Below are 24,177 nucleotides of genomic sequence, written 5' to 3' on the forward strand. Positions count from 1 at the left end.
CTGAATTTTTTATAAAAAAACTAATAGAAAAGACAATATAAAAACGTTTTACAACACCGTATATAATTTATTGCTAGTTCTAGCCTACTTACGAAAATCCTCGCGGATTTTCTATTCGGTTTTTATTATCTAAATTAGGTGCTTAAACCACGCAACAAACCATATACAAACACGTTGGCAGTAATACGAAAAACAACAACCTGAAATGAAATTTAGTAACGAAATAGAAGTATTTATAAATGATTATGTAAAGGATTTAAATGAAGGAACTGCTTCCATTTTTGCAGGTGCTGGACTTTCTATTCCAGCTGGGTTTGTCAATTGGTCAGATTTAATGAGTGAAATTGCTCAAGATTTAGGCTTGGATATAAATCAAGAAAAAGACCTCGTTTCGATTGCTCAATATCACGTAAATGAAAATCTAACTCGTTCAAAACTCAATAGAAAAATACTAGAAGAGTTTACTGAAGATACAGAAGAAACAGAAAATCATAGAATTATTGCTCGGTTACCTGTCTCTTCTGTGTGGACCACTAATTATGATGAGCTAATCGAAAAAACATATTTAAAAGAAAATAAAGTTGTTGATGTGAAATACAGAAACAATCAATTATTGACTACAAAGCCAAAAAGAGATTTGGTAATCTATAAAATGCATGGAGATGTTAATCATCCTGACCAAGCTATTTTAACCAAGCAAGAATATGAACAATACCATCAAACGCACGAACCATTCATAAATGCTTTAAGTGGCGAATTAACAACAAGAACATTTTTGTTTATAGGCTTTAGTTTTACCGACCCAAATCTTGATTATGTTTTAAGTCGATTGAATTTCAGATTCAGTAAAGACAAAAGACAACACTATTGTTTTGTTAAAAAACACGAATTAGGAGACTCTTTAAACCCAGACCAAGCTACTTTAGATTATAACAATAGAAGACAATCGCTTACTATTAATGATTTAAAGCGATATGGTATAAAATCTTTACTTATTGACAAATACAGCGATATTACAGATGTTTTAAAAGAAATAGAAAACAGGTATAAAAAGCGAACAATTTTTATTTCAGGAAGTGCTGAAACGTACGAACCACATAGTAAAAATAATGCTATTGGATTTGTACACAACTTATCAAAATTAATCATTGAAAATGATTTTAGAATTGTTAATGGCTTTGGTTGGGGAATTGGTAGTTCAGTTATAAATGGTGCATTGGAATCAATTCATAGTAATCCAAATAAATACTCTGAAAGCCAACTAATATTAAAGCCATTTCCGCAATTTGAAACTGGCTCAAAAAACTTAAAAGAATTATGGGCTGATTATAGAGAAAAAATGATTTCTCAATGTGGTATTTCTTTCTTTGTTTTTGGAAACAAACTAGTTGAAGATAAAATAGTGGAAGCAAATGGTGTTATTAGCGAATTTGAAATTGCACATAAGAATGGATGTATTTGTATCCCTATTGGTTTGACAAAATCTGCATCTGAAACCATATTCAATATTATTGCGAAAGAACCTGAAAAATATTATGAAAACCCAAATTTAATAATGCCTGTTCTTGAAGAGTTAGCAGATGAAAAAACAACATTCAGTCAAGCTCTCAAGATAATTAAGACGTTATTAAAGACTTTGAAAAAATAATTATGGCAAGAGAAACTTTTATCGCTTATAAGTATAGCGAGGCACAAGATTTAAGAGATGAAATAATTGAAAAACTAGGTGCAGACGCTAGTTACTATCAAGGAGAAACGGCTGAATCACCTGATATGACGGGAGAAACTATTGATAAAATTAAAAATGGACTAAAAGATATGATTTTTGGCACATCTGTGACCATTGTAATTATTTCACCAAATCTTAAACAAAGTAAATGGGTTGATTGGGAAATTGAATACTCTTTGAAGGAATATAAAAGACAATCAACAACATCTAGGACAAATGGTTTGGTCGGTGTTATAATGAAAGTTAATGGTACTTACGATTGGTTAGTTTCACATAATTCAAAAGAAGATGGTTGTACTTCTCGCTATACAGACAAAACAAAAATGTATGAAATAATCAATGGGAATAGGTTTAATAACACAACTGACGATAAATATTCTTGCAGTACTTGTAAATCATATGATTGGTTAAAAGGGTCATATATGTCTTTGATTGAGGAAGATGAATTTTTAAAAGACCCGACAAAATTTATTGAAAATGCTTATGACAAAAGTAAAGCGACTGGAGATTTCAAACTAACAAAGAAAAGATAGAAGTACTACTGCCAACAACGTATATAAAAAATAGCGGTTTTGGTGCTTAAACAAAAGATAAATAATAAAATTAAGGTTAGTTATAAACCGAAAAGTTAGTGCATAAATCCGCTACTTTTCATATACCAGACCGTTGCCAACAATTAAACAAAACGAATAGGAATAAATGCCATTTACTTTTTCTCATCCAGCTATAATTTTACCGCTGAATTATCTGCCAAAAAAATGGATTTCTTTAACCGGGTTAATAATTGGCAGCCTAACACCCGATTTTGAATACTTTTTGAGAATGAGAATTACAAGCAATTATAGTCACACAATAGGTGGACTTTTTTGGTTTGACTTAACTTTAGGAATTTTACTTACTTTCATTTTCCATAATATTGTTCGCAATTGTTTATTTGATAATTTGCCAGTTTTTCTAAAATCCAGATTTTGGTGTTTTAAGCAGTTAAATTGGAACAATACCTTCAAAAAAAACTGGCTGATAATTATAATTTCAATTTTAATTGGAGCGATTTCGCATATTTTTTGGGATAGTTTTACTCACGAAAAAGGATATTTCGTTCAAAAAATTCCTGAATTATCAAACACAATTGATATTTTGGGTAAATCGACACCTATTTTAAAAATTCTACAGCATTCAAGCACCTTAATTGGAGGACTAATAATTGCTGTGGCCATTTATAAGTTACCCAGAGAAAAAAGCATGAATACTAAGATCAATTTAAAATATTGGTTAATTTTAATAGGCTTATCCTTTACAATTATCTTAATTAGACTTAATTGTGGACTTGAAATTAAACAATATGGAAATGTAATTGTAACTGCAATTTCGGCTGGAGTTTTAAGTTTGATTTTAACACCTATAATATTAAATAAAATAACTGTTGGCAACAAGGTGTATAATTAATGGCTAGTTTGAGCTTGCTTACGAATATTCCTGCGGAATATTCTATTCGGTTTATATTTGTTAAATTCGGTACTAAATCACGCCACTAATCATACACGAGACCGTTGTGTGTCATTAGAAAAACAATCTTGAGTGAAAGAATATTACTGCATTAATTTAAAATTCAAAAACAGTGTAATTTCATCCGAAATATTTCACTCACATCTTTACGTTTCCGATAAAGAAATGTACTTTCAAATAATAGATAATGAACCTGGTTCAGAAATAGACAGAGATTTTATGATGTCAAAAGGTTCACACGGACTATTTGAAGATAATTTTGAGATAATTGAATCGGAAGTTGATCTTTTTTTTAACGAAAGTAAAATTTACAAAACAACATCAATTCAAAGTAACCTACAGAATTCTTATTTCACTATTTATGTAAGTAAAATAGCCTTAATATTACCGAATAATCATAAAGAATTTATAAACGAGGGTAAAGCTTTCTTAAATAAAAATGGGTTAAAAGTGGTAAATACTTTTTACTCATTTTTCACTAATTTCAAAGACAAAAATAAGTTCTCAATTTCAAGAATGAATGGAATGTCGGATTATTATGAAGCAAATACAATAACCTTTAGGCCTGAACTCGAATTTACTAATAATGAAATTAGAGGTAGTGAAGAATTTACCGTTAAGAAAATACCATCCATTAACTACAAATTTATTGAACAGGATTTTGAAAAAACAAAAAGAACAATTCAAATAATATGCAGTTTTTTATCATTTTGTTTCGGTATTCGTATTGTTTGCGAAAAACTCACTTATAGAACAGAAGGACAACTATTTATTTTTAGAGATACTTCACCAAATAACAAAACATTTATTTCTGACTTTTCTGTAATTTTCTACGAACTAGATAAAAATTATAACATTCAAAAAATCCTTAAAACAGATTGGTTCCCAAATTATTTAAAAAAAGAGCCACAATTTGATAAAGCAATAGATAATTACCTACACTCTAGGGAGGTTGATTTAAATGCATCTTTCTTACTTCTATTTAATATAATAGAGATTTTCAATATCAAACAAGAAGTCGAAAAATTTGAATTTAAAGAATCGAAAGAGGATACTTTTAATAAAGCTTTTAATTTAATTTCTCAAACTTTAGAAAACGAACAAGAGAAAGAATTGTTAAAAGACAAATGGAACGGGCTAATTAATAAAATCGAGATTAAGCCTTTGAAAAGTCCATTAGAGGAAACTCTTAACTTGAACAACATCAAACCAACAGATTTCGGTTATACTTTCGGTAAATTGAAAAAAACGCGTGATAAGTTAACGCATGGAAGTGTGAGTTCTATTAAAGAAAAGGAATTAAAATCTCAAATTGTCTGTTTAAGAAAAATAACTTTACGATTAATATTAGCAAACTTGGGCTTAAAAGACGATTTAAAAAACGCCACACAACACGGTGTATAATTAATGGCTAGTTCGAGCCTACTTACGAAAATCCACGCGGATTTTCTATTTAGTTTGTATTTACTAAATTAGGTGCTTAAACACGCCACTAATCATACACGAGACCGTTAGCCACAAGCTGAAAAAAAATGCCGATAGAAGATAAAACTTGGAGAAAATATGAAAGACTAATTCATCAAGAATTAACTTCTGTTTTTACTGATTGTGAATTTGAATTTGACGATAGAATTTTCGGAAAACATAGCAGAATAGATAGACAAATTGACATTTCAATACGGGGAAATATTGGCGGAAATAAAATTCTAGGAATAATTGACTGTAAGCATTTCTCTAAAAATATTGACGTAAAAATCATTGAGAGTTTTCTTGGAATGCTAGAAGACACTAAAGCGAATTTTGGATTAATAATTACTAACAATGGATTTAGTTCATCAGCAAAAAACAGAGCCAATGTTCGGAATTTAAGGCTTGATATTATCGAATTTGACGAATTAGAAAAAATCAAGTTGACTTATGACTATTTCGTAAACCAGAAAATAAGAAATCTTGAACTATCGAAATATGAATTTTTCAAAAGAGCAAGAGAGAATTCTGGTTATTTCGATTTAAGTAAATCAGATTATAATAGGAGAATTGTTACTTTTAAAGAGGGTTTTGCAAATACAGAGTATTATGCCTTTAAAAAGATTATCAAGGAAAGCGCTCGTCTATTTAGAGATTTCACAGATTTGGAAATGCTTACTATTAGAATTCCAGCAAATAAGGATAATACAAAGCGAATATATCATTCGAATGTAAATCGGAATGAATTAGAAAAGTTCTTAAAATTAGACTTCAAATATTTGAGAGAAGATATTAAATTTTGGAGAAGTGATTTTTTAGAAAATGGAAGCTATACAAAGCAATCTATTTATGATTTTGCACATGAGAATATCAATTCAACTGAATATACTAATTACGAAAATGAAATATAAAAGCCAGTGGCTAACAACGTGTATAATTAATGGCTAGTTCTCGCCTACTTACGAAAACCCTTGCGGATTTTCTATTCCGTTTTTATTAACTAAATTTGGTGCAGAATCACGCCACAAATCATACACAAGACCGTTGTGCTTCATTGCTGAGCTCACTCAGACGCGGAAAAAATGAATCCAAATATTATTCGTTTTTTGAGATTAAAATTATCACAAACAACTTCTGACTTTTAGCAAGTTTGCGGATATTTTTAACAAGTTATATTGTTTATAGATTAAATTGAGAAATATTGTGGATTTTTCACTTTTGAGATTTATGGAAACGAAAAATAATGTTGCGGAAATAAAAGAAAGCTCAATTAAAACACAATTTTTCGGATTTTATTCAATGTTTTTAAATGAAATATTATTTGACAAATATTGCGGACTTAAAAAGAAAGTAGAAGCGTGAAAAGGGGAGTGGGATTATAGTAAAAACGCAAAAATAAAATTTCTGCATTTCAATATTATCAGAACTTAAATTCAAAGTTTTCGGATATTAATAATAGCTGAATATTGCGGATAAAAAAGCAACGAAAGCACAACAATGTGTATAATTAATGGCTAGTTCAAGCTTACTTACGAATATTCCTGCGGAATATTCTATTCGGTTTTTATTTACTAAATTAGTTGCTTAAACAACGCAACTAATCTTATACAAAACCGTTCTACGCAATTTGCCAAATCAACATTATTTGATGCTTCATTTAGAGTTTTTTGATTTTTAAGATTAACAAAACTGATTTTAAAAACAACTGATTTTCATAAATTTACGCGGAATTTATCACTCAAACGGATTTTCAAAACGTATGGAAAATGCTGAATTTAAAGATTTTCCAAAATTCATTTTTTTGCATCGAAAATTGAGCTTCACGAAAAGTTTTAGCTTAAAAACAGAACCGCTAAATGTTGCGGAAAAATTGCTTTAAAAGGTTCTCCTAAATTCAGTTTTTGACGATAACCATTTTTGAAATCCAAAGTTTTGGTTTAATGATTTTATGGCATAACGTTGCGGACGAATATTGCGGATAGAAAAGCAGATATTATTAAAAATTTAAGATAAATATCATTATTAATTACAACTGAAATTTAAATAATAAATAAAAAAAACTGCGTAGAACAACGTGTATAATTCATGGCTTGTTCCAGTTTGCTTACGAAAACCCTTGCGGATTTTCTATTCCGTTTTTATTAACTAAATTTGGTGCTGAATCACGCCACAAATCATACACGAAACCGTTGTGTATAATGCGGAAAAACCGTCTCGAATGAAAAAAATAATACTTCTTTTATTGTTAGCGACTTCGGTTTATGGACAAAATTCGGAGAAAATTTCTGACGGACAACTGTGCAGACAAATTAAATCAGCGATTAAATACCTTAAAGCTGATAAGGAATTAAAAACTCGGAATTTTAGATTTGATTCCAAAATTGGAAACGGATGGAATTATGATATGTTTTCATCAGAATATGTTGCTTATCAATTAGGTGTTGAAAAAGAAAAGATATTTGATTTAGATAAAACCAAAACTTATCCGATTTATAAAAAACTGGAAAACACCAAACGCAAAATTTCCGAATTGGAATTAGATTGTGTAAAAAAGAAAAGAAAACCTAATGCGGAATTATCTAAATTGGACAATGATAATTTGCTGATTAACGTAACAACAAACCGAGTCGGAAAAGAAGGCGCAAATGGAATGGCTTATTTATTCTTTTTTGAGAATGGAGAAATATCAAAAGTATATAAAACGAGTTGGATAGAATAAAAAAAGCACTATACACAACACAGTGTATAATTAATGGCTAGTTCGAGCTTGCTTACGAAAATCCTCGCGGATTTTCTATTCGGTTTTTATTTGCTAAATTAGTTGCTTAAACACGCCACTAATCATACACAAAACCGTTAGCTACAATGCAGGAAATGAGAATCGCAATTATCATAATAGTAATTTTGTTTCAGTTTCAGATAATAAATGGACAAGAAGATACATTTCCTAACATTTCAAATAATAAACTTTATGGAGTTTTAATTGACGGTATTCCTGAAAAAGATACAATAGTTGAATTAAAAAAAGATGGGATTTTATTGGGTAAAGGAGCTGTAGCGATAAGTAAATACGGAGTGAGTAACTTAAAAGTAGGATATTGGAAAGAATACTCTGAATATGGAACTCTAAAAATGGAGGGGAATTATAAGTTAGGTTCTTATATCAGTTGTTGTACGAGTGGACAATGTCGCTCATTTTATTATTATCGTTCTGGACTCTGGAAAATTTATGATGAAAATGGTGAATTAAAATACGAATTGACTTTTGAACCTACTGAATTACACATAGATACAACTTGTATGAGAGGCGACAAATTACTTTTCGGGATTATCAAAGAAATACCGTTTAAATATAAAATAGATTTGACTAGCGATAAAATATTTGAATTACAGCGAATTGAAAATTGGACGCCATTAAATGGAAAAATATTTTTTAATTAAAAGCACTGTAGCTAACAACGGCTATAATTCATTGCTTCTGACTTTCCTCTCGGAAAGTCCTCGCAAATTTGCTATCTTCGGTTTACGGCGGAAAATCCTCGCGGATTTTCACGCAACGAAACCATAGCCAAACACGTTGCCAGCAATACAAAAAAAAATTGCGTAAATCATATTTTGTACATATATTTGTACTTAATAAAACACAATATTATGCAAATAACAACTGTTTCTGATTTCAGAAAAGATATTAAAAGCTACTTGGACAGAGTTGTGAAGAACTTTGAGACTTTGATAATAAATCGTGGAAAAGATTCTGGAATTGTGGTTATGTCATTGCAAGAATACAATTCTTTAATGGCTACAAATCACGAACTTTCCTCACGAAAGAATGAGTTAAGGTTAGATTCTGCAATTAACAAGCTAAAAAACGGAACTACTTTTAGCAAAGACCTAATCGAAGGTTAAAATGAAGTATATATTCGTTGACGAGTCTTGGGAGGATTATTTGTATTGGCAAAAAACAGACAAGAAGAAGTTGAAGAAAATAAATGAACTTCTGAAAGATATCGCTAGAAACCCTTTTGATGGAATTGGAAAACCTGAACCTCTAAAACATAAATACGCAGGATTTTGGTCAAGACGAATTGATAGCGAACATAGACTGATTTACCAATATAGAGAAGGAGAAATATTAATTGCGAAATGTAGATTTCATTATGACTGAAAAAAGTACTGCTGGCAACAACGTGTATAATTCATGGCTTGTTCCAGCTTACTTACGAATATTCCTGCGGAATATTCTATTCGTTTTTATTTACTAAATTTGGTGCAGAATCACGCCACAAATCATACACGAGACCGTTGTGCATAATGCAGAAAAAACCACCATCACCTTTCAACTATAGAAAAAATGACTAATTTTGTATAGATATGAAAGATAAAAACCTTTACATTATTGCAGGATGCAACGGAGCGGGAAAAACAACCGCTTCATTTACAATTTTACCCGAAATTATTGAATGTAAAGAATTCGTAAACGCTGATGAAATTGCTAAAGGACTTTCACCTTTCCAACCTGAAAAAGTATCTTTTGAAGCTGGAAGAATTATGCTCAATAGAATTAATGAACTCCTAGATGAAAATGAAAGTTTCGCTTTCGAAACTACATTATCAACAAGAAGTTATAAAAACAAAATTCTTCAAGCTAAAAAACAAGGTTATTCCGTGACATTACTATTCTTTTGGTTAGAGAACATAGACCTAGCTAAAGAACGTGTAGAAATAAGAGTAAAGGAAGGCGGACACAATATTCCTAAAGACGTAATTGAGAGAAGATATATAAAAGGCATAAAAAACCTATTCGAGATTTATCTAGAAATAGTCGATATAGCACTAATTTTCGATAACTCTTATGGAAAACATAATCTCATCGCTCAAAAATTTGGGAATGAAGAAATAACAAATCTCGATTCGGAAAAATTTAATTTATTAAAAGCATATTATGACAAAAAAAGATAAACAAATAGAGCTTAAAGATAAAGTGGTTAAAGGACTTGAAAAGGTTTACGAAAGATTAATCGAATTTAAGAAAGAAAAAAATAGTGAACTTGTAATAATGCAAGACGGGAAAATAGTAAAAATAAAACCCGAATAAAAAGCACTATGCACAACAATGGCTATAAGTAATTGCTTGTTCTCGCCTACTTCTGAAAATCCTCTCGGATTTTCAGTTTGGTGTGTACTTGCAAAGTTAAGTCCTAACCCACGCAACTACTCATAGCCGAGACCGTTGTACAACATATGAGAAAAACGATATTCATACTGATTTTATTGAGTTTATCTTCGATGATATCGGCTCAAGAAAACAAACTTCTTGACGAATTGAATGAAGTAAAAGGTGCTGATGAACAAGTTTCTTATGTTCTTAATCTACCAGTTAAAGATTTAGAGAAAATTGCTCTGACAAAAAAACTTGAATCTGATTTAAATACTATTGCATCTTGCATAATGCCGTTTGTAAATAGCAAAACATTAAAACTGACTGAAAAAGAAACTGTTGGATTAAAAAAGCGGATTGAAATAATAGCAACTGAACTTTTTAAATCTGACAACTATGTGTTACTGAAAAACTCTGGTGGATATGCGCCAGTTCATGGAGTTGGAATTGAAAATATTGCTGATAAAAAAGTTGTTATTGTTCATTTAGGAGGCGATTGTACGATTGACGAAGTTGATTTAAAATGGGAAGAAATAACTTCTGTTTTTAATAATAAAATGGAATCTTTATTAAAAGAATAAATAAAATACGTTGTACAACAATGTATAACCGCAATTACGGCGGATTCGACTACGTCCGAATCCACTCGGAATTGCTAACGTCTGTGCTTAACCGAAAAACAGTAACTTTAAACCCGTAACTGACGGTTATACGAGACCGTTGTAAAACATTTGACCAAACAATACGCTGAATTGAAAAAACTCAAATCTGACTTCACGATAAACGAAATTGGAAAGTTCCAATTTTATAGCGGAATTACAATCGGAATCGGATTTAGCTTAATTTTTAATTCATTATTTCGAGTATTAATAAAAATGTGCAATGTTGGAGAAATTATCACGGACTTGAGCTGGTTAAATTTCTATACTTATGAATTTTCAATTTACTATCTGACTTTAATCGGTTTCGCTTCAGTCGGGTTTTCATTTTGTTTCACAACTTATTTGTGGATGAGCAAACCTTTTGCGTATAACAGAAAGAAAAATATAAGATTGAGAATGGCTCAAACTAATACAATGTGGATATTATTTGGAACATTATTTTTTCTATTAAGATTATTTTGGTTTTTTGCAGGCGTGGATTTGACAATTGAAAAAGACTTTGCGTATTTAGGTTTTTTATTTCCTGTTTTCATTTATTTATATTGTTGGAATTTAATTTCGGATGTTTATAAATCAAGAAAACCATTTCTTATTTCTACTCTGATCATTTTAATTGTCGGAATTTTATTGAGTAGGATTTAGAAAACTGAATAAAAAAAACGTTTTACAACAACGTGTATAATTCATGGCTAGTTTCTGCTTACTTATGAATATTCCTGCGGAATATTCTATTCGTTTTTATTTACTAAATTTGGTGCAGAATCACGCCACAAATCATACACAAAACCGTTAGCGAGCATTTTGAACTCACTCAAACGCGGATTAAAAAGCTGAATATTACGCTGATTTTATCACTCAAACTCTGACTAAAACACTTCTGACTTTTAAGCAAGTTTGCGGAAATTTTCAACAATTTATATTGTTTATATTTTCAATTGAGAAACATTGCAGAAAGCAAAATATAAGCAAGGTTGCGGATTTTATAAAGATTTAAAATTTAGGAATTTAATGAGAAATATTACGGAATTTTACTTTTGAGATTTTAAGAAAATGAAAATTTAGTATTGCGGAAAAACATAACGCAGAAAAGCAACGCTGCGGAATTTTATCTTAATTTTGAAATTAAAGATGTCGTTGAGAAAATGATTGATTTTAAATATTATAAAGAACTGAAAAATAAAAAAATAGGAGGGAAGATGATAAAAAAACGCACGCTAACAACGTGTATAATTCATGGCTAGTTCCAGCTTACTTACGAATATTCCTGCGGAATATTCTATTCGTTTTTATTTATTAAATTTGGTGCTGAATCACGCCACAAATCATACACGAGACCGTTCTACGCAATTTGCCAAATCAACATTATTTGATGCTTCATTTAGATTTTTTCGATTTTTAAGATTAACAAAACTGATTTTAAAAACAACTGATTTTCATAAATTTACGCGGAATTTACCACTCAAACGGATTTTCAAAACGTACGGAAAATGCTGAATTTAAAGATTTTCCAAAATTCATTTTTTTACATCGAAAATTGAGCTTTGCGAAAAGTTTTAGCTTAAAAACAGAACCGCTAAATATTGCGGATAAATTGCTTTAAAAAGTTTTCCTAAATTTAGTTTATAACGATAACCATTTTTGAAATCCAAAGTTTTGGTTTAATGATTTTATGGCATAACGTTGCGGACGAATATTGCGGATAGAAAAGCAGATATTATTAAAAATTTAAGATAAATATCATTATTAATTACAACTGAAATTTAAATAAAAAAATAAAAAAAACTGCGTAGAACAACGTGTATAATTCATGGCTTGTTCCAGTTTGCTTACGAAAACCCTTGCGGATTTTCTATTCCGTTTTTATTAACTAAATTTGGTGCTGAATCACGCCACAAATCATACACGAAACCGTTAGCTGCAATCCCTCATAGAATATCAAAAATTGCTAAGTACGCAATCTAAAAAAATGACAATGAATAATTTTCCTGAAATACAAACTGAACGAATTTCATTGATAAGTCTAAAAAAATCTGACTGGGAAATGATTTCTTTCTTACGTTCTGATAAAAAGGTGAATGAATTTGTGAATAGATCGAGTGCGGAAACAAAAGAAAAAGCCCTCGATTTTATAAAAAAAATCAACACTGAATTTAATAATAGAAATTCTATTTATTGGAAAATAACAGAAAAAAACACAGATATAATGCTAGGTAGTATTTGTTTGTGGAATTTTTCAGAAGACAGAAAAACTGCTGAGATAGGATTTGATTTAAGGCCAAAGTATCAAGGCAAAGGGATTATGAATGAATCATTAAATAGCATAATCGAATTTGGATTTGAAAAACTAAACTTGGAATCAATAGAAGCATACACGCATTACAAAAATGAGAGCTCTAAAAGATTACTTCAAAGAAATGGATTTGAGCTTGTAAGTGGGAAAAAGGATAAAGACAACGAAAATAACATTATATATAAATTAAAAAAGCCAGCAGCTAACAATGGCTATAAGTAATTGCTTGTTCTCGCCTACTTCTGAAAATCCTCGCGGATTTTCAGTTTGGTGTGTACTTGCTAAGTTAACCGCTAAACCACGCAACTACTCATAGCCGAGACCGTTAGGGTACATTTACAGAAACCAAGTGAACAGCAATGAGATTAACAATTTTAATAGCTGCTTTCCTTCTATCACAACTGACCTTTTCACAGTCAATAGCAAGTTATAACAGCAATGCTACCAAATACGAAAAGAATGCAAATTTTGCTCAAATTATTGAAACAACGAGTTTTTATAATTCAGATGGAATTAAAACGGAAATTGAGCATAAGGATTTCAATAAGTCAATGCAATTGACAAGCCTAAAAAGGTTCGATGATAAAAATAAATTGATTTGGCTAAATATGTATAAGTATGACAGTTTGCAAAGACGAGTGAGACTTGATAACAAAAGATGGATAAACATAATTGGATATCAAACAAAACACACTGAATATAAATATGATTCAATTGGCAATTTTGTTCAGATAGATTATAATTCTCAAAAACAAATTTCGAATATCGCTCAATACTTCTTGGACAAAGAAAAAAACTTAATTAAACTTGAGAACTTTAATGGAAATGGTAGTTTAATTGGTTATGAAACTGCAAATTACGATTTAGAAAATAACGTCGTCGTCATTAATCAATATAACAATAGAAACGAGCTGGTTAATTCTAACAATAGAGCTATAAGTCATTCTGGAGAGAAAAAACAAAAGACTTCGGATAAATATAATGAACAAGGAGATTTAATATTTTACAAAAGAAATTGGAACGACAATGATAATGTTTGTTACACAATTGAATATAAGTATGACAAAAAAGGAGATTGGATTTCAAAAAAAAGATATAGCCATATTCAAACTGAAAGCGGAAAGTTGAAAAAGAAAAAAACAAAGATGGTTAAGACGAGAAAAATAAAATATAGAGAATAAAAAACGTACCCTAACAATGTGTATAATTAATGGCTAGTTCGAGCTTGCTTACGAATATTCCTGCAGAATATTCTATTCGGTTTTTATTTGCTAAATTCGGTGCTAAATCACGCCACTAATCATACACGAGACCGTTAGGGTGCATTAAAACGAACATCGGTCAAAACCAGAAAATTATAGATGAAAATAGAGATTGCCGAATCATTAATTTATAGTTATTTAAAACATTCCGAAGGTTGTCGAATTGTCCAAACTAATTGGAGAACGAGCGGAAAATGGATTGTAACGGAATACGAAACTGAAAGAGCAAGAGAATTATTTCAAAAAATTTCTACTTCAGAATATTTTAGCGGAATTTTTAAAAACAGTTCTTTCGACCAATTAATTAAACAGGCTGAAATTGATGTTTTGGGAATAAATACAGCCGAAGAAACAGTTTACGGAATTGATGTTGCTTTTCACTCTGCTGGATTAAATTATGGAAGTAAAACAGAAACTGCATTTAGAATTATAAAAAAGATATTTAGAACTATTTTTATAATGCAGTCCTACTTCGATGAAAACGAAAAATTTAATTCATATTTCATTACACCAAAAGTAAATCCTGCAACAAAAGTTATAATCGAAGATTTAATGATAAAAGCAAAAGAAGTAATTAACGATGAGAATATTACAATTGACTTTATCTCAAACGAACAATTCTATTCCGACATCGTAGATTCACTTTTGGAGAATATAGACGAAGAACATGACACGACTGAACTGTTTTCAAGAGCAATTAAATTAATGAAACTTGATAATCGAAAAGCAGAATCGACCGAAATAATAACCAAATCTGTTGTTCCGAGAATTTCGAGTAAAAAAAGAGAATTAAACGGAATGAAAATAGGGCAATTTGCACAACATAGTTTTAGAAGAGCATTTGAACTAAACCTTTTGTCAGAAAGTGAAATAAATGAATTGCAAAAACCGGAATATTCAAAACGGATTTTCAACTCGAATTATGAAGTTTTAAAAAACCAAAACAGACCAATAAAAGACGAATACGGAAGAACAAGATATTATGCAAGGGAAATTTTTTGTGGAAATTATCATTTGACTTCACAATGGGTCGAACCTCAATGGGAATTTTTACTTGATTGGTTGAAAAAAATCGGATATGAATATAAAAATAACGCACCCTAACAACGTGTATAATTAATGGCTCGTTCTCGCTTACTTACGAAAATCCTCGCGGATTTTCTATTCGGTTTTTATTTGCTAAATTAGTTGCTTAAACACGCCACAAATCATACACGAAACCGTTGTGCGTAAGCTGAATGAACATCCTGAAAAATAGAATATTTATATGTTTGAATATCTGAAATTTTTATTTACAAAACTAAAATCATTTGATGATAAATTAAGTAATATTGCCCTTTTACAAGAAAAATTTTGGATTAGGATAAATGACAACAACTTTAGCGAAAAATGGTTTTTTAGAAATAATGGAGAATTAATAATATCTATTAATGGCAATATAATTGATGGTCGATATGAATACCTAAATCAAGGAAACTTAATTCTTGAATATGAGAAAATTAAAATACTCCTAAATCAGAATTTTATTTATAAAGATATCTTGCTCTTAAAAAAAGGTTCTAATGAATCCGATTTCTATGCATTTTATGATGAAACAAAATTTACACCTGATCAATTTCTTAAATTTATAGAAACATCAAAGAAACAGGATTTAAATATTAAACAGATACAATTAGCAGACAAAACTAATGCGGAAATTTTAATGAACCCAAATCAACAAATTATTTCGTTAGGAAATTCCGTTCTGATAAATCAAAAATTAACTGACTTAAATTCTATAGAAACTAATGCTAATTTCTATGAATTACAAGATGGAATTATTAAGAATATTCTATTTAAGTTTAATTATAAATTATTTGATAACGACATTATTGTAAAACAAAAATGTAAAACTATTAATATCGAGGACGAAATTGTTGATTCCAAATTTCCAATAAAAAATGGTAAATATAAAATTGGTTTTAATATTGGTATAGAAATACAAAATAACCGAATTTCCTCCAAATTCTTTATAATTTTTAGCGAGACAAACTATAAAAAACATAATATTGAAATTTGGTGTAGAAACCCGAAAGAATTTTCAACTGGAGATTTGGTAATTGAAAATGATAAACCTGCTTCTGATGGAAAATATTGGATAAGTCTATTAAAAAGTATTAAAGTAAAAAACGGAAAATTAGAATAAAGCCTACGCACAACAACGTGTATAATTCATGGCTAGTTTTCGTTTACTTATGAAAAACCTTGTTGATTTTTTATTCAGTTTTTATTTACTAAATTCGGTGCTGAAACACGCCACAAATCATACACGAGACCGTTAGCTGTCATTTAAGAAAAAAATCCGCATAATAATAAAATGAATCAATTTATTTCATACGAAGGATTATCAATTAACTCAGGAGGAGCTCATAGCGTGAGTAGAAAATCCCAAAAAGTGACTTATGAACAAACATTGGATTTTTTGAATTTATTCGCTGACAAAACTCAACCAAAATCAATCGACTTGACTTTATACGAGTCAGAAAAAAAGGAATACTCTGCTTTGAAATTATTGCCGAAACTGACCTTGAAATTTGGAATTCCAAAAACAAGAAATGATGGTTGGTTAAGAACTTGGACTTGGGACCTAACCGGAAAGGATATTGAAAACGGATTTGAAACGCTTGAATTGAATAATGAATTACCCAAAAATCCTGCTGGACCAATATCTCTGAATTTTACTTGGAATTTTCATTTTAAAGACCCAAAGACAAATCAAATTTTGCCAAATCAAGAACTAATACCTGAACTGGATTTTAGAATTAAAAACTCACGAATCTATTTAATGTTATCGAAAAAATCAACAATTTCTGTTTGGTTTGCATTACCATTTGAGAAAATGGAAAAATATGAACTGGAATTTTTAAAAGAATTAAAGTCTAATTTACCATTTAAGACATCTGATAAACATTGGAGAACTTGGAAAAAATCTGAAAAGGGAAATTGGACACCAAGAAAAATTGAAATAAAAAACGTCAGCTAACAACGTGTATAATTAATGGCTAGTTTCTGCTTACTTACGAATATTCCTGCGGAATATTCTATTCGGTTTTTATTTGCTAAATTCGGTGCTTAATCACGCCACAAATCATACACAAACACGTTGCCATTAATTTGAGAAAAACGAACTACAAATCAATATTTAAAGCATTTATTCCAATTGGAGTTATTCTTTTTTTGGTTCTAAAATCGGAATTAAGAACTGAAGGTTCTTTTGGAGGATTAGTTGCATTTTTTAAATATTTGTTTTTTCTAATTTCCGGAATTATAGTTTTTATTTACACCTTAATAAAACAAGGAAAAAATATTAAGAAAGGAATTGAAGTTAGAGAATCGAAAATCATTTTGACAATACTTTTGATTTCCACTTTTATAGCTATTAGCTCGTTTTGGTTTCCTAAAGACTTTTTTGACAAAGAGCCTGAATTTATTGCAAAAGATACTTTCGGAACTGAATTAAAACTAATGAAAGACGGAAAATATATGTTACGGACAAGAGATTACGAATGGACAACAATTGACAGAGGAATTTACCAAATAAAAGATAGCATTATTCTTTTGGACGAGGAAATAAAAGAAAAAAGATGGGGGAAAAGAGCGAAAAAATATATGATTAAAAACAAAAATCTGATTCCAATTTACTCAAACGGAATTGAAACTGATTCGACTGAATTTTTGACAATAAAACTGAATAAAAACTAATGGCAACAACGTGTATAATTAATGGCTAGTTCTCGCCTACTTACGAAAATCCTCGCGGATTTTCTAATCGGTTTGAATTTGCTAAATTAGGTACTTAAACACGCCACTAATCATACACAAAACCGTTGTGCTTCATTGCTGAGCTCACTCAGACGCGGAAAAAATGAATCCAAACATTATAGGGATTTTGACATTAAAATATCACAAAACAGCTTCTGACTTTTAGCAAGTTTACGGAGATATTCAACAAGTTATATTGTTTATAGATTCAATTGAGAAATATTGTGGATTTTTCACTTTTGAGATTTATAGAAACGAAAAATAATGTTGCGGAAAAAGGATAACTCAATTAAAACACAATTTTTCGGATTTTATTAAAAGTTTTTAAATGAAATATTATTTAACAAATATTGCGGACTTAAAAAGAAAGTAGAAGCGTGAAAAGGGGATTGGGGTTATAGCAAAACGCAAAAAGAAAATTTCTGCATTTTAATATTATCAAACTTAAATTTGAAGTTTTCGGATATTAACAATAGCTGAATATTGCGGATAAAAAAGCAACGAAAGCACAACAATGTGTATAATTAATGGCTAGTTCAAGCCTACTTACGAATATTCCTGCGGAATATTCTATTCGGTTTTTATTTACTAAATTCGTTGCTGAATCACGCCACAAATCATACACGAGACCGTTGCCATTAATACTGAAAAAACTTTGCGAATTGAATAGTTTGTACTAACTTTGTAATTACAAATGAAATGTTATGGAAACAGCAATTATAAAAATCGGAAATTCTAAAGGTCTACGTTTAAGTAAGACTATTTTAGAAAAGTATAACATAAAAGACAAAGTTGAGATGATTTTGGAAAAAGGACAAATAATCCTTAAACCAATTAGTAGTCCGAGAAAAAACTGGGAAAAAGCTTTTCAAGAAATGCGTGAGAATAATGACGACCGATTATTATTCAATGATGTTTTTGAGGACGAAAATTTTGAGGAATGGAATTAGAACAGTATTCTATCGTACTCGTAAATCTTGACCCAACAATTGGTAGTGAAATTAAAAAAACAAGACCTTGTGTCATTATTTCGCCAAATGAAATTAATAAGTTTTTAAGAACAATCGTAGTTGCACCAATGACAACGAACTTGAAAAATTATCCGACCAGAATAAAAGTAAAACACAGCGGCAAAAAAGGAATGATTGCAATCGACCAAATTAGGACAATTGACAAATCTCGTATATTAAAAACCTTTGACCAATTATCGAAATCTGAAATACAGAATTGTAAAGATATTATTAGAGAAACTTTTGTAGATTAAATCTAAATTTTGAACAAAAAAGAAAGTACTAATGGCAACAAGGTGTATAATTAATGGCTAGTTCGAGCCTACTTATGAATATTCCTGCGGAATATTCTATTCGGTTTATATTTGTTAAATTCCGTGCTTAATAACGCCACAAATCATACACGAGACCGTTGTGCATAATGCAGAAATTGTGCTAAACTTCAAGATTTGAACTAAAAAAGCCAACGCTCAAACAGCACATTTATTTTTTTTTCCAACACTAATTCCAACGCTAAAAAAATAAAAGAGCTGTTTCTTCCCCTACAACAACATATTATTATTCAATATATTTTTATATTGCAAAAAGATAATTTAATGTATCTTTGTGCCTTACAGGCAAAATGTAAAGAGATAGAATCAATGAATAGAATAAAAAAGATTTTAAAAGAACAAGGTCGAACACAAACTTGGCTCGCTGAAAAAATCGGAAAAAGCTATGTAGTAGTTACAAACTATTGTAATAACAACTCTCAACCTAGTATTCAAGTATTGACCGAGATTTCTCAAATTTTGGATGTTGACGTTAGAGAATTATTGGTATCAACAAAAGACGATTAGTAAAATGGAAAAAGACTTTGAAATTTTTAAAAACGGTAGCACTTGGCTTAGAGCCGACTTTCATTTACACACAAAAGCGGATAAAGAATTTGTTTATCGTGGAGAAGAAAATTCTTTTGTTTCTGAATATGTCAAGAAACTAAGTCAAGAAAATATTGGTATCGCTGCAATCACAAATCATAATAAATTTGACTTGAACGAATATAAAGCACTTGCAAAAAAGTCAAAAAAGCAAGAGATATATTTATTACCAGGAGTTGAGTTGTCGGTAAATGATGGAGCGAATGGAATTCATTGCCTTGTAGTTTTTAATCCTTTAGAGTGGCTAGAAAACGGTAATGATTATATCAACCATTTTATAACGCAAACATTTGCAGGAAAACAAAATTTTGAAAATGAAAATGGTCGTTCAAATGACAACTTAATTGAAACCATAAAAAAGCTTGATGCTTTCGAGAAAGATTATTTCATTATAATGGCTCATATCGAGTCAGGAAGCGGATTTTATAAAGAACTAAATGGAGGACGTATAACTGAATTGGGTAAGCAACCAATATTTCGTAAGGCAGTACTTGGGTTTCAAAAAGTAAGGACTAGAGACATAATTGACAAACTCAACCTTTGGCTTGAGAATGACTTACCAGCTTTTGTAGAAGGTTCAGATGCTAAAAATATTGAAGAAATTGGAACAGGCAACTCAGTAAATAATGTTACGCAAAAAACCTATTTAAAAATTGGAGCTTTTAATTTTGAAGCAATTAAGTATGCCTTATTAGACCAAAATCATAGACAAGCAACAGAAACCAAAGAGCCAATTAATGGATATGTTAAATCAATAAGTTTTAAAGGAGGAAAATTGGATGGCTCAACACTTCATCTAAACCATTCTATGAATAATTTGATTGGTATAAGAGGAAGTGGTAAATCTTCAATTTTAGAAGCCATTAGATATTCATTAGATATTGATTTAACTAATCATCAAAATGTTGATTTTGAATATAAAACGAATCTAGTAAACGCTTTATTAGGAAGCGGTGGGAAAATCACTTCAGTATTGATTGATGACCAAGGAAAAGAATATGTTGCTGAAAAAATTCTTGGCGATAGAACTAACATATATAAAGATGGAGAGCTTCAGCTTGGACTGAAACCAAATGCAATTGTAAGAAAACCAATATACTTTGGTCAAAAAGACCTTTCTCAAATAGGAGATTCTTTATCAACTGAATATTTAATTAGCAAATTGATTGGCGACCGCCTACTGAACAAAAAGAGAGAAGTTGAAGAAAAAAATCAAGATATTTTAAGGATTATCAATGAACTCAAAAAAATTGATTCAAAAGTCGCTAGAAAAGCAGATATTGAGGCTAAACAGGCTGAATTAAAAATTAAAATCCAAGTTTTTAAAGATAATCAAATTGATAAGAAACTTGAAAAACAAATTAGTTTTGAGAAAGATGTAAACTTTATTAAAAGAATTGATGATTTTGAAGTTCAGATTATTGATGCCTTAGATGAATTTATCAAAGAAAATGATTCCTTCGATAGCTACAAAAAATATGTGTCAAAGGAGAATACTACTGATGTAGAAAAAATTATTCAATCATTAATCGAATTTGAAAAGATATTTGATGGTTTAAATGATGTCTTGGGTAAACTTATTGATAAACGTTTGGAATTCGGTAAATATGACAAAGAATTCCAGCTAAAATATAATGAACTTAAAGAAGAGTTTTCCAAAATAAAACGTGATATAAACCTACCTAATATTCAAGCTGATGACTACGTTAAGTATACTAAGGAACTTGATTTGTCAAAAGCACAATTATCTGAATTAGAAAAGCTTTCAAAAAAGAAAAAAGAACTAGAAACTAAATTAAAGCAAACGCTAGTTTCATTACAAAAACTCTGGCACAATGAATTTGAAATTGTCCAAGAAGAAATAAAAAAGGTTAATGATGACCAAGATTCAATCAAAATTGCTGTAGAGTTTAAAGGCAACAAACAAGATTTTAAATCATATTTAAAAGAGAATCTTAGAGGTAGTAATTTATCGGATATTAAAATCCAAAACATAGTTGATAGTTACAATGATTTAATCGCAGTTTATGAAGATTTGAACAACTCAAATAGCGTTATTTCATCAAGTCTTACGGATACCCAACTTCATACTTTTAGAGAGTATTTCAATTCAAATATCGAAGCCTTTTTGACATATCGAATACCTGATAAATTTGAAATTATTTATCGTAATAGGTCTTTGAACGAACATTCTTTAGGGCAAAGAGCTTCCGCTCTAATAATATTTTTATTAACGCTAAGAGAAAGTGATTTAATAATTATTGACCAACCGGAAGATGATTTAGATAATCAAACTATTTATAATGATGTTATTAAAGTATTGAAAGAATTAAAAAATACTTCTCAATTCATTTTTGCCACACATAATCCTAATATTCCTGTTCTTGGAGACTGCGAACAGGTTGTTTCTTGTAGATACGACTCTAACATTATAGAGACAAATCTTGGAAGTATTGATGATGAAACAATCAGAAAAGAAATAGTAAACATAATGGAAGGTGGTAAAGAAGCATTTAACAATAGAAAAAGAATTTACGAATTATGGACGCATTAGAATTATTGGATTTAATCCAGATGGGCGAATCGAGCAAGGTTCAATTTAAAGTTAGAGTGAATAATGCAAATTCAATCGGTGCTGAAATGGTTGCGTTTTCAAATACAAAAGGAGGTTTATTAATCATTGGAGTAGATGATAAAACAGGAGATATTAACGGACTTTCTTTTGAGGAACTACAATCAACGAATGAACTTTTAGCAAACTCAGCTTCGAATAATGTTAAGGCACCGATTTATATTTATACAGAAACCGTAAAGTTAGAAGAACAAAACGTAGTTGTTGCACATATCGCAGAAGGAACTAGCAAACCTCATATGGACAACAATGGAATAATTTGGGTAAAGAATGGTTCCGATAAAAGAAAAGTAATAGCAAAGGAAGAAATTGCCCGCCTACTTCAAAGTAGTGGAAATCTTTTCGCCGATGAAACATTAGTAAATGGTACAACTGTAAACGACATAGACGAAAACTTTTTTCAAGAATTTATAGTTTCTAAAACGAAGAAAACTATTGAGGAACTAGGTCAATCAACTTCTGCTGTTCTTACTAATTTAGGAATGATTAAAGAAGGTAAACTCAGCTTAGGAGGTTTAGTTTTATTTGGTAAAAATCCTCAACAATTTAGACCAACTTTTACCGTACAATGTGTTTCATTTGTTGGTAATGATATAAGCTCAAAGGAATATCGAGACAAGGAAGAACCATTCACAGGGAATTTAAAGGAATTATATGAAAAAACACTTTCATTTATAACTCGAAATTTAAAAAAGAAACAAATAAAAGAAGGATTTAATACTCAATCTGAATTAGAAATTCCAATCCAAACAATTGAGGAATTACTCGTCAATGCCTTAATACATAGAGACTACTTTATTCTATCAAGTATTAAAGTATTCATATTTGATAATAGAATAGAAATAATAAGTCCAGGAAAACTTCCAAATACTCTGACTATCGATAATATTAAAATTGGAACTTCTATTCCTCGAAATCCAATATTATTTACAAATGCTAGATATATTCTTCCGTTTGTAGGTGTCGGAAGTGGAATACCTAGAGCAATTGAGAATTCACCAGATTTGGAATTAATAAATGATGTTGATAGAGAAGTATTTATATCAATAATAAAACGAACAGAATAAAAAGCCAATGCTAAAAGCCATACACATTTGCAATTCACATCAGCCAACGCTAAAAAGCCAAAAATTGCAAAAGAGTATGCCTTGCCAACGCTCACTTCCGAACTAAATAAGAAACATCGGAAAACCAAGAAGAACGTGAAAAGCACTATGCACAACAACGTGTATAAAACATAGCTATCATAGGTTTTCCGAGAGGTTTTTGTATATTTACAAAGTACGCCAAATTTTTTATTTGGTTATGTTTATAAAAGAAAATTAAACATAAAAATAAAAAATTCGGCTAGTGCTAAATCCGAAAAGTTAGCGTTTATTTATACGCTACGTTTCATACACAAAACCGTTGTAAAACATTTGATAAAACTACTCGACATATTTTTAGAACGCTATTAGGAAGCGGTACAACTTGGAATCAAGCAGAGAGGAAAGTATTCAAAGATTTAGGAATTAATAAAACTGACTGGATAAACTGGAAACCTCATATTATCATTGAAATTGATTCTGAAAAAAATATTGTGATTCTAAAGTCTGAAAGCGGAAATATATTCCAAATAAATTCGGATAAAAAAACAATTCGGAATTTGATTAAAGGCATTTCCGCAAACCAATTTTTGCCGAAATATGGATCTGACTTTATAAATGAAATAAGAGGTTGGACTTACTCTTACTCTCGAAC

The 24,177-nt window shown here is 30.1% G+C and carries 23 protein-coding genes; all 23 read left to right on the plus strand.

What is annotated here, in order from left to right:
- The first annotated feature begins 205 nt into the window (after nt 1-205).
- The 23 genes from H6X70_RS16425 to H6X70_RS16540 all read left to right on the plus strand — a co-directional run bounded on the left by H6X70_RS16425 (nt 206) and on the right by H6X70_RS16540 (nt 23,504).
- Entirely contained in the window at nt 206-1,648 is a 1,443-nt protein-coding gene (locus tag H6X70_RS16425) for an SIR2 family protein (RefSeq protein ID WP_194768783.1), read from the plus strand.
- A gap of 2 nt (nt 1,649-1,650) precedes the next feature.
- Entirely contained in the window at nt 1,651-2,262 is a 612-nt protein-coding gene (locus H6X70_RS16430; protein ID WP_194768784.1) for a TIR domain-containing protein, read from the plus strand.
- A 166-nt stretch (nt 2,263-2,428) separates the two neighbouring features.
- On the plus strand, nt 2,429-3,175 hold the full coding sequence (locus tag H6X70_RS16435; protein WP_194768785.1) for a DUF4184 family protein: 747 nt from the start codon (nt 2,429-2,431) through the stop codon (nt 3,173-3,175).
- Between the two features lie 132 nt (nt 3,176-3,307).
- Nucleotides 3,308-4,639: a hypothetical protein gene (locus tag H6X70_RS16440; protein WP_194768786.1), complete on the plus strand. Its 1,332-nt coding sequence runs from the start codon at nt 3,308-3,310 to the stop codon at nt 4,637-4,639.
- Between the two features lie 128 nt (nt 4,640-4,767).
- Entirely contained in the window at nt 4,768-5,613 is an 846-nt protein-coding gene (locus H6X70_RS16445) for a restriction endonuclease (protein WP_194768787.1), read from the plus strand.
- A gap of 1,307 nt (nt 5,614-6,920) precedes the next feature.
- Nucleotides 6,921-7,421 carry a hypothetical protein gene (locus H6X70_RS16450; RefSeq protein WP_194768788.1) on the plus strand — a complete coding sequence of 167 codons (501 nt, stop codon included), beginning with the start codon at nt 6,921-6,923 and terminating at the stop codon, nt 7,419-7,421.
- Between the two features lie 146 nt (nt 7,422-7,567).
- The gene (locus H6X70_RS16455; RefSeq protein WP_194768789.1) at nt 7,568-8,143 is read left to right on the plus strand and encodes a hypothetical protein; all 576 of its coding nucleotides are present in this window, start codon (nt 7,568-7,570) and stop codon (nt 8,141-8,143) included.
- Between the two features lie 210 nt (nt 8,144-8,353).
- Complete coding sequence (locus H6X70_RS16460) at nt 8,354-8,608, plus strand: type II toxin-antitoxin system Phd/YefM family antitoxin (protein WP_194768790.1); 255 nt, start codon at nt 8,354-8,356, stop codon at nt 8,606-8,608.
- Between the two features lies 1 nt (nt 8,609).
- Nucleotides 8,610-8,867 (plus strand): Txe/YoeB family addiction module toxin, encoded by a 258-nt coding sequence (locus H6X70_RS16465; RefSeq protein WP_102088350.1) that lies wholly within the window; start codon nt 8,610-8,612, stop codon nt 8,865-8,867.
- A gap of 206 nt (nt 8,868-9,073) precedes the next feature.
- On the plus strand, nt 9,074-9,661 hold the full coding sequence (locus H6X70_RS16470; protein ID WP_194768791.1) for a zeta toxin family protein: 588 nt from the start codon (nt 9,074-9,076) through the stop codon (nt 9,659-9,661).
- A complete protein-coding gene (locus H6X70_RS16475; RefSeq protein ID WP_194768792.1) occupies nt 9,645-9,797 on the plus strand; it encodes a hypothetical protein in 153 nt (50 codons plus the stop codon). Before H6X70_RS16470 ends, H6X70_RS16475 begins: the two co-directional genes overlap by 17 nt.
- A gap of 146 nt (nt 9,798-9,943) precedes the next feature.
- The gene (locus tag H6X70_RS16480; RefSeq protein ID WP_194768793.1) at nt 9,944-10,441 is read left to right on the plus strand and encodes a hypothetical protein; all 498 of its coding nucleotides are present in this window, start codon (nt 9,944-9,946) and stop codon (nt 10,439-10,441) included.
- 2,053 nt (nt 10,442-12,494) lie between these two features.
- Nucleotides 12,495-13,034, plus strand: a complete 540-nt coding sequence (locus tag H6X70_RS16490; protein WP_228530406.1) for a GNAT family N-acetyltransferase — start codon at nt 12,495-12,497, stop codon at nt 13,032-13,034.
- Nucleotides 13,035-13,171: 137 nt separating this feature from the next.
- Nucleotides 13,172-13,993, plus strand: a complete 822-nt coding sequence (locus tag H6X70_RS16495) for a hypothetical protein (RefSeq protein ID WP_194768796.1) — start codon at nt 13,172-13,174, stop codon at nt 13,991-13,993.
- A gap of 180 nt (nt 13,994-14,173) precedes the next feature.
- On the plus strand, nt 14,174-15,178 hold the full coding sequence (locus H6X70_RS16500) for a hypothetical protein (protein ID WP_194768797.1): 1,005 nt from the start codon (nt 14,174-14,176) through the stop codon (nt 15,176-15,178).
- A 163-nt stretch (nt 15,179-15,341) separates the two neighbouring features.
- Nucleotides 15,342-16,259, plus strand: a complete 918-nt coding sequence (locus H6X70_RS16505; RefSeq protein ID WP_194768798.1) for a hypothetical protein — start codon at nt 15,342-15,344, stop codon at nt 16,257-16,259.
- Nucleotides 16,260-16,430: 171 nt separating this feature from the next.
- Nucleotides 16,431-17,096 carry a hypothetical protein gene (locus tag H6X70_RS16510; protein WP_194768799.1) on the plus strand — a complete coding sequence of 222 codons (666 nt, stop codon included), beginning with the start codon at nt 16,431-16,433 and terminating at the stop codon, nt 17,094-17,096.
- A gap of 131 nt (nt 17,097-17,227) precedes the next feature.
- Complete coding sequence (locus H6X70_RS16515) at nt 17,228-17,815, plus strand: hypothetical protein (protein ID WP_194768800.1); 588 nt, start codon at nt 17,228-17,230, stop codon at nt 17,813-17,815.
- Nucleotides 17,816-18,579: 764 nt separating this feature from the next.
- Nucleotides 18,580-18,825: an AbrB/MazE/SpoVT family DNA-binding domain-containing protein gene (locus H6X70_RS16520; RefSeq protein ID WP_102996766.1), complete on the plus strand. Its 246-nt coding sequence runs from the start codon at nt 18,580-18,582 to the stop codon at nt 18,823-18,825.
- The gene (locus tag H6X70_RS16525; RefSeq protein ID WP_067145652.1) at nt 18,816-19,139 is read left to right on the plus strand and encodes a type II toxin-antitoxin system PemK/MazF family toxin; all 324 of its coding nucleotides are present in this window, start codon (nt 18,816-18,818) and stop codon (nt 19,137-19,139) included. The genes H6X70_RS16520 and H6X70_RS16525 overlap by 10 nt, the downstream gene beginning before the upstream one ends.
- Nucleotides 19,140-19,463: 324 nt before the next feature.
- Entirely contained in the window at nt 19,464-19,724 is a 261-nt protein-coding gene (locus H6X70_RS16530; protein ID WP_317171482.1) for a helix-turn-helix transcriptional regulator, read from the plus strand.
- A gap of 4 nt (nt 19,725-19,728) precedes the next feature.
- Nucleotides 19,729-22,359, plus strand: coding sequence for a TrlF family AAA-like ATPase (locus H6X70_RS16535; RefSeq protein WP_194768801.1), 2,631 nt, complete (start codon nt 19,729-19,731; stop codon nt 22,357-22,359).
- Nucleotides 22,347-23,504: an RNA-binding domain-containing protein gene (locus H6X70_RS16540; protein WP_194768802.1), complete on the plus strand. Its 1,158-nt coding sequence runs from the start codon at nt 22,347-22,349 to the stop codon at nt 23,502-23,504. The genes H6X70_RS16535 and H6X70_RS16540 overlap by 13 nt, the downstream gene beginning before the upstream one ends.
- The last annotated feature ends 673 nt before the right edge of the window (nt 23,505-24,177 follow it).

Origin of the sequence: Tamlana sp. I1 (genome assembly GCF_015355625.1) — a bacterium.
GTDB lineage: Bacteria > Bacteroidota > Bacteroidia > Flavobacteriales > Flavobacteriaceae > Pseudotamlana.